Annotated in this window: 18 protein-coding genes; 9 read left to right on the top strand and 9 right to left on the bottom strand. The window is 36.9% G+C overall.

What is annotated here, in order from left to right:
- Nucleotides 1-88 precede the first annotated feature (88 nt).
- Together E2566_RS07935 and E2566_RS07930 are read right to left on the bottom strand one after the other, a co-directional pair.
- Nucleotides 89-334, bottom strand: coding sequence for a hypothetical protein (locus tag E2566_RS07935; protein WP_107169394.1), 246 nt, complete (start codon nt 332-334; stop codon nt 89-91).
- Between the two features lie 68 nt (nt 335-402).
- Nucleotides 403-759 (bottom strand): hypothetical protein, encoded by a 357-nt coding sequence (locus E2566_RS07930; protein WP_233968984.1) that lies wholly within the window; start codon nt 757-759, stop codon nt 403-405.
- Between the two features lie 214 nt (nt 760-973).
- Here E2566_RS07930 and E2566_RS07925 point away from each other — a divergent pair, with 214 nt between their 5' ends.
- Nucleotides 974-1,375: an H-NS family histone-like protein gene (locus E2566_RS07925; RefSeq protein WP_107169393.1), complete on the top strand. Its 402-nt coding sequence runs from the start codon at nt 974-976 to the stop codon at nt 1,373-1,375.
- A gap of 78 nt (nt 1,376-1,453) precedes the next feature.
- On the top strand, nt 1,454-1,813 hold the full coding sequence (locus E2566_RS07920; RefSeq protein WP_107169392.1) for a hypothetical protein: 360 nt from the start codon (nt 1,454-1,456) through the stop codon (nt 1,811-1,813).
- 105 nt (nt 1,814-1,918) lie between these two features.
- Here E2566_RS07920 and E2566_RS07915 read toward each other — a convergent pair whose 3' ends face one another.
- Both E2566_RS07915 and E2566_RS07910 read right to left on the bottom strand, forming a co-directional pair.
- On the bottom strand, nt 1,919-2,203 hold the full coding sequence (locus E2566_RS07915) for a conjugal transfer protein TraD (RefSeq protein WP_107169391.1): 285 nt from the start codon (nt 2,201-2,203) through the stop codon (nt 1,919-1,921).
- Nucleotides 2,204-2,205: 2 nt separating this feature from the next.
- Entirely contained in the window at nt 2,206-2,454 is a 249-nt protein-coding gene (locus tag E2566_RS07910) for a hypothetical protein (protein ID WP_107169390.1), read from the bottom strand.
- Between the two features lie 320 nt (nt 2,455-2,774).
- Between E2566_RS07910 and E2566_RS07905 the strand changes: the two genes are divergently transcribed.
- A complete protein-coding gene (locus E2566_RS07905) occupies nt 2,775-3,461 on the top strand; it encodes a hypothetical protein (protein ID WP_107169389.1) in 687 nt (228 codons plus the stop codon).
- 43 nt (nt 3,462-3,504) lie between these two features.
- Here the strand turns inward: E2566_RS07905 and E2566_RS07900 are convergent, their stop codons facing one another.
- Nucleotides 3,505-4,257, bottom strand: coding sequence for a hypothetical protein (locus tag E2566_RS07900; RefSeq protein ID WP_107169388.1), 753 nt, complete (start codon nt 4,255-4,257; stop codon nt 3,505-3,507).
- Nucleotides 4,258-4,933: 676 nt separating this feature from the next.
- On the opposite strand from E2566_RS07900, the gene mobQ reads away from it, so the two are divergent.
- Both mobQ and drt5 read left to right on the top strand, forming a co-directional pair.
- Nucleotides 4,934-6,328 carry a MobQ family relaxase gene (gene mobQ, locus E2566_RS07895; protein WP_107169387.1) on the top strand — a complete coding sequence of 465 codons (1,395 nt, stop codon included), beginning with the start codon at nt 4,934-4,936 and terminating at the stop codon, nt 6,326-6,328.
- Nucleotides 6,329-6,510: 182 nt separating this feature from the next.
- Nucleotides 6,511-7,995 (top strand): antiviral reverse transcriptase Drt5, encoded by a 1,485-nt coding sequence (gene drt5 / locus E2566_RS07890; protein ID WP_107169386.1) that lies wholly within the window; start codon nt 6,511-6,513, stop codon nt 7,993-7,995.
- A gap of 99 nt (nt 7,996-8,094) precedes the next feature.
- Here drt5 and E2566_RS07885 read toward each other — a convergent pair whose 3' ends face one another.
- Both E2566_RS07885 and E2566_RS07880 read right to left on the bottom strand, forming a co-directional pair.
- Nucleotides 8,095-8,748, bottom strand: a complete 654-nt coding sequence (locus tag E2566_RS07885) for a hypothetical protein (RefSeq protein WP_107169385.1) — start codon at nt 8,746-8,748, stop codon at nt 8,095-8,097.
- Nucleotides 8,749-8,764: 16 nt separating this feature from the next.
- A complete protein-coding gene (locus tag E2566_RS07880; RefSeq protein WP_107169384.1) occupies nt 8,765-9,319 on the bottom strand; it encodes a lipoprotein in 555 nt (184 codons plus the stop codon).
- Nucleotides 9,320-9,956: 637 nt separating this feature from the next.
- Here E2566_RS07880 and E2566_RS07875 point away from each other — a divergent pair.
- Nucleotides 9,957-10,334, top strand: coding sequence for a hypothetical protein (locus E2566_RS07875; RefSeq protein WP_107169383.1), 378 nt, complete (start codon nt 9,957-9,959; stop codon nt 10,332-10,334).
- A 257-nt stretch (nt 10,335-10,591) separates the two neighbouring features.
- Nucleotides 10,592-12,262, top strand: a complete 1,671-nt coding sequence (locus E2566_RS07870) for a DnaJ-like cysteine-rich domain-containing protein (RefSeq protein ID WP_165800649.1) — start codon at nt 10,592-10,594, stop codon at nt 12,260-12,262.
- Nucleotides 12,263-12,547: 285 nt separating this feature from the next.
- Here the strand turns inward: E2566_RS07870 and E2566_RS07865 are convergent, their stop codons facing one another.
- Nucleotides 12,548-13,234, bottom strand: a complete 687-nt coding sequence (locus E2566_RS07865) for a hypothetical protein (protein ID WP_104209903.1) — start codon at nt 13,232-13,234, stop codon at nt 12,548-12,550.
- Nucleotides 13,235-13,591: 357 nt separating this feature from the next.
- On the opposite strand from E2566_RS07865, the gene E2566_RS21830 reads away from it, so the two are divergent.
- Both E2566_RS21830 and E2566_RS21825 read left to right on the top strand, forming a co-directional pair.
- Nucleotides 13,592-13,858, top strand: a complete 267-nt coding sequence (locus E2566_RS21830) for a hypothetical protein (protein WP_240618628.1) — start codon at nt 13,592-13,594, stop codon at nt 13,856-13,858.
- A gap of 6 nt (nt 13,859-13,864) precedes the next feature.
- Complete coding sequence (locus E2566_RS21825) at nt 13,865-14,134, top strand: hypothetical protein (RefSeq protein ID WP_240618627.1); 270 nt, start codon at nt 13,865-13,867, stop codon at nt 14,132-14,134.
- A gap of 54 nt (nt 14,135-14,188) precedes the next feature.
- Here E2566_RS21825 and E2566_RS07855 read toward each other — a convergent pair whose 3' ends face one another.
- Complete coding sequence (locus E2566_RS07855; protein ID WP_107169423.1) at nt 14,189-14,905, bottom strand: hypothetical protein; 717 nt, start codon at nt 14,903-14,905, stop codon at nt 14,189-14,191.
- Nucleotides 14,906-15,375 lie beyond the last annotated feature (470 nt).

Here is a 15,375-nt window from a genome sequence, read left to right as displayed (position 1 = left end):
TTCACCGTCCTTTTTATTTTCACGTACTATTTAATTAGCAAAAATAAAAAAGTGGTCAAGATATCATTGACTCTTACTCATAGATAACTTATTCAATAAGTCCGGTTAACTGACGAACGGCTGACGCGAGAGAAATAGATTCCATATTCAGGTCTTTAACACATTCCTTTCTTCCATCAGGGTATTCTTTTATCAGCTTTCCGTCTGAAATATAATGGATAGCCATTCCAGCCCTGAACACCTCCTCAATCGCTTTCTGTGATGCTTTCTTGGCAACTCGACTTAATACCGCCGTATCCTCAAGTGGATTTTTCTTTGATTTTTTCCTTTTCATGACTCATAACCATTTTCATTGATATCTTATTGATTACTAAGAAAACAAAAAAATACTGTGCGTCTGTTTTATTTCACATTATTTGCCAGCATTTTCATAAAAAATGTACTGATAGCAGTAAAAATCACCTCAAAATCTTTGATGGTTGAATGCGTAAGCCCATCGATAAAAGACTCACTGATAACATGTAAAACATGATCATTAGAAATATAGTCACCATTCTTATTTATTACATCGTTAATTTTACTTTCAGAATCCAAATCCAATACAGCCTTTGGTTTAAACCCTCTTATCTTATGTAATAAGACATGAATAAAAACCCTAATAACCCAACCATCTTCATTTTCTATTCGTTTAAAAAACGATTTTTTAAACGAAATGATATGTAGACTGTTCATTCTGCTTTTTCTTATTGAGTAATACATACCCACTCCTTTTTATAAAGCACCTATTCAATAAACTACACTTATTATATAATTTCTAATGCATGAATATCCAATTTAAAATCAGATTAACACTCCGTTATCATGATGCTATTAATATTTTTATTATTTACTCATTGATAATACTGATATATGATTATCATTGTCTGCTGTCAAATTTTGACACATCACCTAAACCAATTTATCGGGAAAAACCATGAGTGAAGCTCTCAAAGTATTAAATAACATTCGTACCCTGCGTGCTCAGGCACGAGAAACCGATCTGGCGACACTGGAAGAAATGCTGGAAAAGCTCACCGTTATTGTTGAAGAGCGCCGTGAAGAAGAAACCAAAGTTCAACAAGAACAGGCTGAACGTCTGGCAAAAATTGAAGCTCTTCGAGCCAAACTGTTAGAAGATGGTATCGATCCGGCTGAACTGCTCGGTTCTGTTTCTGCCACCAAGTCAGCAAAATCTAAACGCGCTCCTCGTCCAGCCAAATATAAATATGTCGATGAAAACGGCAATGAAAAGTTATGGACAGGTCAGGGCCGTACACCAAAAGCTATCGCTGCTGCGCTAGAAAATGGTAAGACTTTGGAAGATTTTGAGATCTGAGAAAACCCACCCCTTTAAGTTTTATTTAAAGGGGTGTTTTCTAAAATTAAATATAAAAATTTAACTTAAGGACAAGAAATGACAGGCAGAGTATTACTTCTGGGAGCACTTTTTCTAGTGGGGTGTACCAATTTTTCCGCAAAACAACCTTACCGAACTCAGGATGGCGAACAACTTCTAATTAGTGCAAACATGCCAAACGGTGTTTTAAAGCTATGGATAAATGAAACTCTGATTATAAATGAATCGTTCTTGAATCAAGATAAAAGTTTAGCCGGGGTCTTTAGCAATAGTTACACCAATGTCTATACAGCAACCTACAACGGTAAAAAAGTCATGGCACGATGCAAAAGAGAAACCCATGCATTTTCAGCACCAGATCATGAATGTGATGTTTTTATCAATGGTGAATATGCTGCAAATCTCTTCCTGAGATAGTGTTGATAATAAATCAGCTACCGCGCCCTCTGGGGCTTGCTCAACAGCTCACCGACCTAAAAACAAGTTTTAGGTCGGCTCACCGTTCGGACGTGAAAAGGAAAACTACTGTTTGGATTTATTTAAAACATTTTCGATATAAGTTTGGCCTTGTGCTTTATACCTTTCAATATCACTTTCATGAAGATTTGGGATATCAAGCAGAATCCCAAAGACCAATTCCTTATCTACATAACCAATATCACATCCTAAGACTTTGGCAACCTCTGCACCGAAAATAATTTTCTGACGTGTATTTTCTTTTTTCGTTTGCTGTTTCTTTTTAGCCTCCAAGAAGTATAGACGTTCCTGTGCTGCTGCAAGTTGTTGTTTTATCGTTTTTGTTGTCATATTTAATTATCCCAATATTTTCTATTTTTATTGTAAGGGATATTCGCATAGTCATCATTATTCAGTTTTTTCTTGATTGATTTTATTTTCATCTTGAACTGTTGTTTAATCTGGCGCTGCTTTGCTTGTTCCCTTATGTTAACTACTATTTTTTCTGCTTCTAAATAGGCTTGTTCTGTATCGGTATAAACACCTTCATCAAGCAGTTTTTTGGCTTCCCAATCAATGGCTTCATCATTGTTTTTATACATTACACCTCCTTGTATTTGTTATAGGTTATCCTTTACCATATTTTTAATAATTATCAATACAGGAAACTCATTTTATTTTATAAAAACAAACCCATCAAAATTAATGTTATTTCATCCAACTAACCTAAATAGTTTTTCACATTGATGCTTCACTTCTCATCGCGCGAGGCGAAAAGTTATACGTGAGACCTATCAACCTAAAATAATTTTATTTCCATTTTAAGTCTGCTATTATTTCCTGACGCTTCAAAATACATAAACTATCACAAGCACTTAACAACAAGTAGAAAATTGACACTCATAATTATTAAGGACTATAAATGAGTAACGAAAGGCTAAATATTTCTATCGATGAATACAATGAATTAAAAACGAAATTACATGCTAAACTGATAAAAATCACTGATATTTTTACAAGGAAAAGTTATAAACAAGAGGATGATTTTTTCGCTGCATTTTGCGCTGGGTTATCATTAGCAGAGATATCTTTTGGTAATGGATATTATTTACGCTTTGAGACATCAAAAACTGCACACAAGGGAAAAAATTCTCCTGAACACAGATTCGGATGTGATTTTGGGATTAAGATAGAATGGATTTCTACATCCGATGAAAGCCTTCAAAAAGGTATCATAGGTCAGGCCAAAAATAACACGTTAAAAAGCTCTGATACTAAAGATCTCTCAGTACAATGCGCGAAGATGGCGAGAGTCACTGAACATTATATCGTGATTTTAAGAGATAACAGCCATCAGATTCCTGTCGTTCATATAGGAGATCGTGAAAAGCAGTATTTCCATGAAGATAGTATAATTTTCGATGATTATCTTATAGACCATGCTATGGCTTGTTTACATGGAGAAACTAATACAGATGACATTAATACGATGTTAAAAAGTGATCTTAATGAGTTTAATAGGTTTCTTATAGAAATAAAAACAAACTTACCTAAGCCAACAATAACGCTAAAACCTAAGCGTCAGAATAAACCTAAAAATAGGTCTTAACGCATAGAATATGCATGGCAACATCAACCGTTGCCATGTTCAATTATCGCCCATTTGACTCGAATAGCCCCCACGAAATCTTATCATTTTTAGTCAGGAGGTTTTCCTTTTCTAAGTAAGCCTTCAATATATCGAATCCATCCTCCCTATCGGAATGAGAGTAAAAATTCCAACCCGGATATTTAACTCTTAACTTGAAATATTCACCCTTGACTAAATTTCCATCAAAAAAAGAACGAATGATATCAAATGTGTCACGGTCTTTAAGATCAAGGACATTTCCATTTTCATCATATAATGCATTGATATCTTTAAGCTCTTTGAGTTTTAATAGCTCCCTCAAATAAACGAAAGGTACATTATGAGATAAGCGAACAAGATCACTCTCTGTAAACATAACCCCCTCTTTAAGCATTTTTATGACTATCGGATTAGACATTAAGTTGTAAGTCAAAAAATGCAAATTGCTTGAAAAAGCATTCACCGAAAATGCCACATTTTTCCTATAATCAAAGAAGTTTATTCCATACCCAACAGGAACTAAAAAACTATTCCCATACACATAATCAAACGTTGTCTTTGAGAACCTTCTTTCAAACTTATCAATAACATCATCCCTGCTGAGTTTCATGTATTTCCTTTTAGGTGATATTTTTATGCTTGGAGAAATCCTTTTCATTTCCTTAATAAAATCATCTTGTCTCAAGACAAGGTTAAATTCATTGTTGGTATAGTGCCTAAAGCTTACAACCGTACCATCTTTAAGGCGTGCTGCTGTTGTTATCAAACCTCCCATTCTAAATCCTCTCTTGTTAATTAATAATTGTTATATATTACTTACTCAACTTATTATTCTTTGTCAAAAAAAATACAAAAAAAACTCAAAATGGCAAAGTAAAATAAAAATCAGCAACACCACATGATAGTAATCACTAACTATTTTATCTGACACTCACCACGTTACTTAATTTTTATCATTAGTGTTTTTGTTTTTACCTGTTGCATTTTATCCTGAAAATTTCCATTAACCTGTGAATTGTGCAACAGGGAAAACCACCTATAACTCGCCTATTTTCTTGTTTTAGAGCTTTCCCGCCTTACGGCGGGATAAATTAACACTTCTCTTGTCCTTCGGACGCCATTTAAAACCCATCTAAACAATATCGCGGAATACTTCGCCCTTTCATCTAGATTGCGCCGCTTAATTCGGCGTTTTGTTTTACAGACAGTAATATATTTCGTATTAATTAATGAGAGGAGCTTTTACATTGTTTCTTTTTTTAAGAAAACAATGCCCACTTATACACTCACTTCGTGAGCGTGTGGGGTCTACCGACGGTTGCCTGCCGCAGGCTAAAAGCAAAACCAAGTTCAACGTCAACCCCTGAGTTTTTCTTGCGAAAAACTAAAACCAGCATAGTTAGCGTTAATGTTTATTTGATAGTTTTTATTATATTAAGGTCTTTTATTATATGGCGATTTTTCATCTGGAGTTTAAAATTGTGAAACGTTCTGAGGGTATGTCTTCCTGTAGGAAGGCTGCTTATCATGCGCGTTGCAAAATAACAGATGATCGCACTGGCAATACCTACGATTTCAGCCACAGAACAGATTTATTCCATCATCAGATATTAGCGCCTACTTTTGCTCCTTCTCATATTATTGAAAGCTCAACAGCACTATGGAATGAAGTTGAAAGAGTTGAGCGTCAAAAGGATGGTCAAACAGCCCGTTATTTTGATGTGGCTATTCCATGTGAACTTAGCAATGAAGATAAAATTAAACTGGTGCTTGAATACTGCCAGAAGAACTTTGTCGATAAAGGCATGATTGCTGATATCGCTTTCCATGATCTGGATAGTCAAAACCCCCATGCCCATGTGATGTTGACATTAAAACCGATCACCGCAGATGGCTTTGGCAAAAAAGAAAGAAGCTGGAATGACAAGAAAAACGTGATCCTCTGGCGAGAATCATGGTCAGTGATTGCCAATCGCTATCTTAAGACATCCGGTGTGTCAGAACGTATCGATCACCGTTCTATTAATGTTCAACACAATGAAGCACTTGAAAATGCTGCTATCACTTTAGATGTAGAAGAAAAAGCACTATGGCTTGCCAAGGCAACAGCAACCAGCCGCCCAGCAATGCAACGTGTTCATCGCGCCAAGTGGAACAGCAAGAGCGTTCAGAAGCAGCGTGCAGAGGAACAGGCTGTTCGTGATGAGATGAAACAAGAAGCTCAGGCCACATATGGTGTCTTTAAAGATTTGGATCTGCAAATCGTGGTAAACCTTAACAGTTTCACCGTATCACAGCTCTCTGAACCAGTAGAAATCATCTTAACCGATACGGGTGCGCAGTCGGCATCATCAGCAGGCCAAAAACCTGTTCTGCTTGCTCCTACGCCTCATACACGCACTAAATTGAAAACCTCATCCTCTTCAACTGCCAGAGCGATTAAACGCGCTCCCGGTAAAAGTAAGAGAAAGCAGGTTAAACCTCGTCAGACGGGTTTGTTCAAGCGTTTCACCTTGTTGGTAGTTGAGTATATAAAAGAAAGATTTGTCTGGGCCAAGAAGAAGCCCGTCGCTCCTGATGTTGAGCACGATAAACGTATTGCCGAAAACTACGTGTTTGATGAGGTACTGGGGATCTATGTTCCACGCGCTGAGCATAAGAGACGTGCCAGATTTAACAGTGACACATATAGTCCAACCAAGGAGGAGATCAGGCGTTTCCCAAGCCGTCAGCCTAAGCCCGAACAACCAGATAACGCGCTGGACTACATACCTACGCTTTCGGGGGATAAGTCTCCAAAAACGCCTAAGTTAGTACCACCAAGTTTTCCGTCCTGCTGGAAATAATTTGAGCGCCTTGGCCCCTAAAACCAACAGTGTTAATTATTAGCATGATACACAAAATAAACATTCCCCATATTAAAAAAACATAGTATATGTAAGATATAATTCATTGATTTATTAGAAGTTCATTTGAATTTATTTTAACCTATTAAGCAAGACACGGACAGTCCGATAAGGATTTAGCAATGACATCAACAGTAGATTTTTTTGAAACAGATTTCCCCGCGACACTTTACCCATTAAAAACGAATTTGATTTTATTCAAAAATCATGCGACTGATATGTCTGATTATATATATAGAAAAGTAATAAACTCATCATTCACGACAGATAGCTTCCTATCTCAACATAAAGTGTTTGCAACAAAACCGAAAGGTCATCTTCGTAGAACTGTAAAGTTAGATCCCATTGCTGAATATTTTATTTATGATGTCATTTATCGAAACCGAGCTATATTTAGACCAGAAGTAAGTGAGAGAAGAAAAAGTTTCGGTTATAGATTTAAAGATGGAAGCCGCATACCAGTTCATATATCGTACAATGAATATAAACAGCATTTGCGTTCTTGCTCTCAAGAATATGCACACAACATTCATTTTGATGTAGCATCTTATTTTAATAGCTTATACCACCATGATGTAGTTAGTTGGTTTGAATCAAAAAATGCCGTCACAGCAACCGATGTAGGTGCTCTGGGGCAGTTTTTCAGAGAAATCAATGCTGGTAGAAGCATTGATTTTATGCCACATGGTATTTACCCGACAAAAATGATAGGCAATGAATTCTTAAAACTCATTGATCTACATGGACAACTTAAATCGGAAAAAATAGTGAGATTTATGGATGATTTTACACTATTTGATAATAATATAGATGTATTAAACAACGATTTCATTAAAATCCAACAATTGCTTGGACAGGTTTCACTTAATGTTAATCCATCCAAGACTTCCTTTGATAATTCAATAGGTGATATTAAAGATACCTTAAGCCAGATAAAGGCCTCACTAAAAGAGATTGTGACTGAATATGAAGAAATCCCCACTGCCTCTGGTGTTGAGTTAGTTGAAATGAATATTGAAGTAATCAAGAATCTTGATATAAATCAGGTTAATGCATTAATTGAACTTCTGAAAGATGAGAACTTGGAAGAAGCAGATGCGGATTTAATACTTGGCTTTCTGAGAACACATAACGATAGCTTACTTAGTCAGATACCAATGCTATTGACAAGGTTCCCCAACCTAATAAAACATATCTATACCGTTTGCTCTGGCATCAGAGACAAAAAAGAATTAGTAAATGTATTACTCAACTATCTAAACTCAAACAGTAATTTCCTAGAGTATCAGTTATTCTGGATTGGTGCTATTGTTGAGGATTATTTATTAGGTGAAGGTGAATATGGTTCTGTTTTACTGAAATTATTTGAACTATCCGGTGATTTTAAGATTTCACGATCAAAAATATTAGAGATACCAGAAAATGGATTTGGTTTAAAGGAAATAAGAAATGGATACCTTAGCACAGGCCAGTCAGATTGGTTATCATGGTCATCAGCAATAGGGTCAAGAAGCCAAAAAACCGGAGAAAGAAATTACATCCTTGATTATTTTTCAAAAGCATCACCTATAAACCACATTATTGCATCATGTGTTAAGAAAATATAATTCGATGTGCAACATTCATATTTTTTAAATATATCCAATATGAATGTTGCCTTGCTATGCAATAGAATTTATAAATTCAACTCAGCCGATAGTAACATTTTAAATCCCATCTTTATGCTCTAGAGCATCGCGATAACGCTGCTGCTCAACAACACTCAGATTGGGGTCGGAAAGAATACTCCGTCCCTTCACAGCAATATCGTAATCAATTTGGGATTGTGTTTCATATTCTTTGTTCGGCTTAAAATAATCTGGTTGCGATGCAGATGACGGCGCAGAATAACCGGAATATGTTTTACTCCCAGCACAACCGAGATAAGTCAACAGGCAGGCAAACAGAAAGAACAACGTCCACACCGTATTGTATCCATTAACTGTATAGCCACTACCATTTCCATCTGAAAACACGCCATGAAACCTGACAACATAGACAATCAGGAATGATGAGAGGATAACAGCCCTGCTTTTACCTACGGTTAAATGCTTACGTACAAATTTTATCGTTGGCACAAGTATAATCACAAATAGCCCAATAGCAGTAATAACCAGCCATATCGGGAACAGTCCGTATTTTTGCGTGGTGTTCTGCGATAGCGTCACAACAGAAAGTACCAAGAAGGCGTTCAGCAGAAAAAGTCTAAGGGCCATCGATACCTTCACTTTCTTCGATATCTTATGTAGAAACAGCACCGGAGCCAGTGATGGTATGTTTATCAGCAGACCGATGAAAAACGCCCAATAGATAGGGTTCATAGCATTTTTCCTGTAATTACCGAGCGGCCCAGCCGTTATTGGTCTTCACCAGAACAATTTTGGCTTCTACGGGTTCAGCCATCCCCTTAACGCCAGAGAAAGCATTTTTATCAACCCAACCCGGAACGCCATCGAGTTTCCACGTATAGGTCACTTGCGTGATTTTAGCGCCATTACCCTCACTCGGTTCAGTCCAATTAGTAATCTCAGCGACAGCACGATGACCAACACAGGCACCTTCCTCACGGTTCCAGAAATCAATCTCTTGGCCTTTATCTGTAACTTCTAAAACATCAACACTGCCGAAGCCATTAGGCTGTTGTGAAACAGTGAGAAGCCCCTGTTCAACAAGCCCATTCAGGATTTCATCACTGGCATTGTATCCAGCAGAACGGTAGCCATGATTAACCTTTACCGGAAAACCTTTGTTGAATGCAAAGTCATTGTTTTGCAGTGAATAGCACACCTTTGATTTTGAAATTTTCGCGTTAATCGCCTTCTCAAAATCGCCCTTCTCACCACATCCCGCCAGAAAAAGCGCTGTGCCAGCAACGAGTAAAATCGTCTTCATCTTCCTATCCATCCTGATAATCATAAATGCTGTTATGTTTTGATGCCTTTCGAGTTGCCTGAAGACGTTACAGCTTGCTCTTACAGGACGACCACAGCAAAGCCACCTGATTAACCAATTGATAGGATTCAATTATTTTTGAGGGTCGTCATATCGTTTGTAACGATCAAAAACAAAATAATGATAGCTTTAAACTATCATATATTTATATTCGATCGATTAAATCAATTAAAATGCCGATCGATAAAGCATTATTAATCGCCATAAGCTATCAATATCAACTTATCGATCTGTTATACCGATCATTTTCTTGCTAGAAGAATCGTTACTGGATAAAGTGAGAAAAAGAGCCACAGAGCTGTTTACGAGTGGGTTCAAGGAGATGGAGCTACTGGCCGTAAGACAAACGCCTAAAGCTGTTTTATGGCATCTGCGCTGCTTCTATTAATGCAACATCAGGGAAAACAACATGAGCATGAGGGATACCGTTAGCGGATTAGATAGAAAGACTCACAACATCTGATAAGCGGCTTTCCTCGTCAGTCATTAACACAAATTTATATAGTCAGATTCGACATACCTCTGGCCCCGGCATCTTTACGCCTGTTTTTACGTTTACTGTTTATATGGAGTTAACATGAAAAAAATGTTTATCGCTGCTCTGGTGATCCTGCCTCTTACCGCTTGCACCACCTATGGCAACAAATCCCTTAAAGACGAATCCCAACAAACCGTAAAAACCAAAATCGTTAAAGGGAAAACTACCCAGCAGGAAATCTTAGCTGCATTCGGGGAACCACAAACACGAGCCACCAATGATGGTCAGGAAATGTGGTCTTACTCCAGCATGTCAGGCGAAACTCAGATTTCAAATTACATTCCCGGTCTGGCCCTACTGAAAAACAGCAATACCGCTCACATGAAATCCTTAGACATTTGGTTCAAAGGAAATGTTGTTGACCGATATAATTTCAGTCAGACGGCGAGTAAGGTTTCTCGTGGGTTATTAGACTAATAATTAGCAGTATTAGAACTAGCAACCATCTGAAAGGAGTCACAATAGCCTGACTTCTTTTTAATAACTTTCATCTGCCATTTATCCATTCATTTTTATTGGTATCCTTCTCTCCCACCTCTAATGTTATAGATAATATGTTGATATATTGTTACATTCTGATTAAATCCACTTTAATCTGAGTATTTTTCGTTGCTCATAAAAATGGACACTGTAATCTTTATTAAGCTACGACTTGCTTCACTGAGGGAGTAAACATGGAAGAAGCTTGGCTATCATCTTGCACTACAGCTATACAAAACTTCGTTGAGCGCTCTACAAGGCTACAACCTGATAAACTTGTTTTAACACTTCAGGAACAGATCAATTTTGATTACCAGATAAGTTTACGACTTGATTTTAGCATTGAAGCAGAAAAAAATAGCCAAGCAGGACGAGTAACTGCGACCAGTAATACACTTGTTTTTTTCAATGCTGTTCAATACTCTGATGCGCTCAAAGCGGAAACCCGCGCAGTGCTTTCACGAGCAGAGACGCTGAGAGAAGCTCGTTCATTAATCCTTTCTCGTTCTTATGGACAGATTCGGCGAGAAACCAAGATCTATTCTCATCCCAAACACCTTTGTCTGACGGAAAACTGTTCTAACTGTAGTGGACGAGGACAGATAAATTGTTCACATTGTCATGGTTCTGGTAAAACGACTTGTTCTAGCTGTGGCGGTAGTGGTCATATACTGGCACACCGCAGTCATTATGATCATTACGCAAAGCAAACTCGTAGTGAAAGTTACTATAGACCCTGTACTTCTTGCTCTGGTGGTCGAGTGAAATGTAGTTATTGTCATGGTTCAGGTCGCCAGCAATGCTCTCCCTGTAAAGGTACGGGAGAAATAACACAGATCACTCAGTTGCACAGTGTTGCAGTGCCAGAATACCAGTTAGTGTATTTCAGCCATGACGTACAAACCTTTATCAAAGATGGACTCTATAAAGCAGGAATACCCAATCTTGCTCAATTCGGTGAAGTCGAGTTGCAGTCAGATGGGATTGATGATGAAGCACGTCAGGTACATTTCCGCTATGACGCTTCAGTTCCATTTGCTCGTTTTAACAGCCCACTGCCACAGGTGGATAATCATCAAATTCACTGGATTGTTTATGGTATTAAGCCACATATACTTGATGCGGGTCATGTGATCGAGCTAATGCTTAAAAGTGATTTGGATAATCTTGTCTACAGCGCAACAAAAAACAAATTGCTCAATCCTTTTATCGCGTCAGCCAGTCGAAAAACGATCCATACCTTTATGGAATCAGAAGCGCATCAGGATATGCTTGAAGCTAACAGGCGAGGAAAATCCGGTGATATGCTGCGCGAGGCTCTTAACCGAGGATTCACCACAACCTATCTTGACGAAGCATTAACCAGCCTGAAACGCATAATAACAGCGATTCAACGCTGGTCCGTTGTTAAGTGGGCAATGATTAGTTCTTTTATGATTTACCTGCTTATGCCACTCTACACTGCTTTTAATCATCACTGGCAACAAGATACTAAAAAAATATACATGACTCCATTAAGTCGATGGGGAACTCAGCAAGAGTTATGGCTTTCTTTACAATCGATAGCTCGTTATTGTGGGCTACTCATTATCATTATGGCTGTGATTATACCAACACTTGGTTACATTTGGCGTCGACGATGGATTAAATGGCGCTTGAATGAATACCTTGCAAAATGGAGTGCCGATAAAGGCATTCTTCGCAGCACATGGTTTTTAAGCTTAATACTAACGAGTGCATTCACCACTGCACTATTGCTCTTTAATCCCATATGGATGACACATGATGGTCTTCTTTTTGGATCATATCCTTTTGGCGAACAGATAATTTGGATGCTTAAAACCTTATCTCTTTGGACTAAATAAAATCTGACAGCTACAGCCTTAACTTTATGACATAGGTTAAGGCTTTTAAATCAAAAATATAATTCAAAATAGGAACGCATATAAAACTTAACTTATCATCAATAGCTTCTTCGTCTTCAGTAAAGCACAACCATAAAAATCAGGGTTGGACAATAACATGACGGGTAAGATCAAACGGCTAACATAGCAAAAGATATTATTCCTTAATATAGCTTACTCTTTAATGCTTGAGTACAAAACATGGCTGGAACAGAAGTTATTTTTGATGGTGAAAACTCTAAAATACTATTCATTCCTGAACATAACAACAGCGATCTTCATCCTGTCAACAGCTTCCGACAGCGCCTCATAGAGATCACCTTCAACTTCATACTCGAACTCATCGTTTCTGAATACCACCACATAGCCTTTAGTCAAATCTCGCTGATGTATGGGATTTATGGGCCATATGTCAATGCTAACACCCAGATTCATACTCTCTGCTACTGGAAAGCCCATATCAGCGTGAATGACAATATCACCAGATGCGACAAGCTCGGATAGGAGACTATCTTGAGATAAGGCTTGACGTAAATCCTTTAGGCCAAGCACATTCATCAGGGCAGCTTCATCTGGTGCATTGGCTTTCACCCTGCCACAGTAATAGTAATCATCCAGAACACTAACGGGCGTCTTGGGATGTTGACTGTTATAGGCTTTGGTTTCTGACATCAGCGATCTTATTGTTTCTTCACTTACTTGGCTCAGTTCAGAAATCAATCTCCCATACACATTTACCATTCGTTCCTTATCGCAATCATTTGCTGATTCAGACAGGAAGAAAGAATCGTAATCTTTGACACAGATGCTATTACCGCTTTCAAAAGTAAGTTTTACTCCTTGTTCGTTCTCTTCAACATCTTTAACTATACAAGTTAGAAATGGGATTTTTTCATTAGCATAAAATAGTGCAATGATTTTAATATTATTCATCGTTTGATTTTCCTTTTATTGTTTTATTTTTAATACCATATTTATTATTGGTAAATCAAATTTAACTCATATAAATAACACATTAGCCAGCATTTTAATATGAAATGACTTCGTGTATCTCTTTTACTCAATCACTGAACATCATCTTTGTGAATACCCCCTCACCATAAATATGATCTCAGTCGAATAACTACTTTGTTAATACAAAACTTGCCTTCTCTCCGCATTCGAGTCGATATACCATTTTTTATAAAAATAAAATTTTCATTCTTTGTTTTACCTTTTATTTTAAATTACATTGATGTAAGATGTGAACGTCAAAAATACAACTAATAAAATATATACGGACAAGAACTTATGATTAACAGAGATTTTCAGCATCTAAATGGATTGTTAAGTGATTTTTTCTCTCAAAAAAATATTCAACAAAAACTACATATCATTCATGAACACAAAATAACCGGATGGGAAATTTGGTTGCAAGTTGAATTTGCGAATATGTTGGCTAATACTGAACATTTATACTGGCGAGAACAGATACTTGAGTTTGATTATCGTCAAAATAAAGAAAAATATTATTTCCGTCCAGATTTTCTACTACGTAAAAAAGGATGGGTACAATAAAGATACATGGCAATTGAATTTAAGCAGAATCCTAATCCGACAACTTGTGTTAAGAATATGGCTAGCGATCTGAAAAAAATCGGTCAGATGCGAAAATCCGAACTAGATCTTCGCAGTGTCTGGGCTGTTGGTATCACGAAGGTAATAGAAAATGATCAGCTTCATTCACTTGCTGAAACTTACCTTGATAAAAAATACTATCAAACCAAAAATTTTAATAAACATATCCAGCACTACCCAATAGGAAATACGCCCTATTGCTACATAATAATGTGACTGATTTTAAATATTGCCACAATCTAATAGTTCTTCTGGTGGTAAAAAAGTTGCTTATTCAGTAGTGGCGAACCTATTCATATTTTTATTAATTATCGCCACTTTGGATTTTTTAGCCTGCAATTTTTCGATTAACAAATCAATGTCTTCTTGGTTATTAACTTCTTGTAAAACTGTCTCAACCTCCCTATTTTTATCTTCGGATTTTCTGTTGCTGCTACCATTACTTACCATGCTTTCAGGTTGTTCTTCCATCACTTCTTTCTTTTTTACAATCTCTGAAACAAAGCGAGCACGATCACCATTGAAGACAATAGCTGGATTTATGAAATACCAGTTTTTTTCATTAGTTTTAGCAATAATACGTTTCTCTATAAGTTCTTTTATTCCTCGGTAAAAGATAGACTCAGACAAAGCAAAGTGATCTATTTTTTCTGCAAGCGACATTGCTTTTTTACAACTCAGATAAAAGTGATCTTTTCCAATCGCATCCTGATATATTCGTAAAAAGATGAAAAACACCTTATAGGCTGTTTTCGTGAGATCGAAGTATGATTTTATCTGGGATGTATAAAGTTTAATAAACTCTTCTTTATCGACTTCTTGAGTATGCACGATATTGGCGAAGTAGCTTTTACCAGTATCTCTCCTTTCGATAAGTTCTGTTCCCCTTGAAACAGTCAGATTTTTCTTTCTTGTTTCAATCTTTAGTTCTGTCTCAAAGCAAAAAGGATTTAAACCTAAATCCAAGTCAACTTCCATTTCATTCATCATGTTATTCCCTCTTATTATTTTATTTATAGTCAATTAAATACCATGCACAAAATAGATATCAAGTTTTTTGCACGCTTTATTGCAAAAATATTAAAAAAATCGCCAATATTCCAGTGACGATAATTTAAAGCACTGTCGTTTTTAAGCTATAAAATGACATAGAAACTGACTGCAAAGTCAGGAAAGCTCACTGTGCAGTCAGGAATACTGACTATAGAGTCAGAAACACTGACCGTGCAGTCAGTCGCATATTTTCGTCCTAAGCCTTATACCGCAAGGGCTACAGGCCGATTTTTCCTTAATTTAATTTTGCAAGAAGTAAGAGATAATACTTAAGAGGATTAAAAGAAACCGGGCGATTTTTATGATCGCCATGAGGGTTTTCGACATTAAAAATCATTAGCTTCTTATGAATGAAATTTATATTTTTATTGTGAAGCTTTCCTTCCTTTTTCATTAAAATCCTT

This window comes from Pectobacterium punjabense (genome assembly GCF_012427845.1).
Lineage (GTDB): Bacteria > Pseudomonadota > Gammaproteobacteria > Enterobacterales > Enterobacteriaceae > Pectobacterium > Pectobacterium punjabense.
This window is presented reverse-complemented; position numbering and strand designations above follow the sequence as displayed.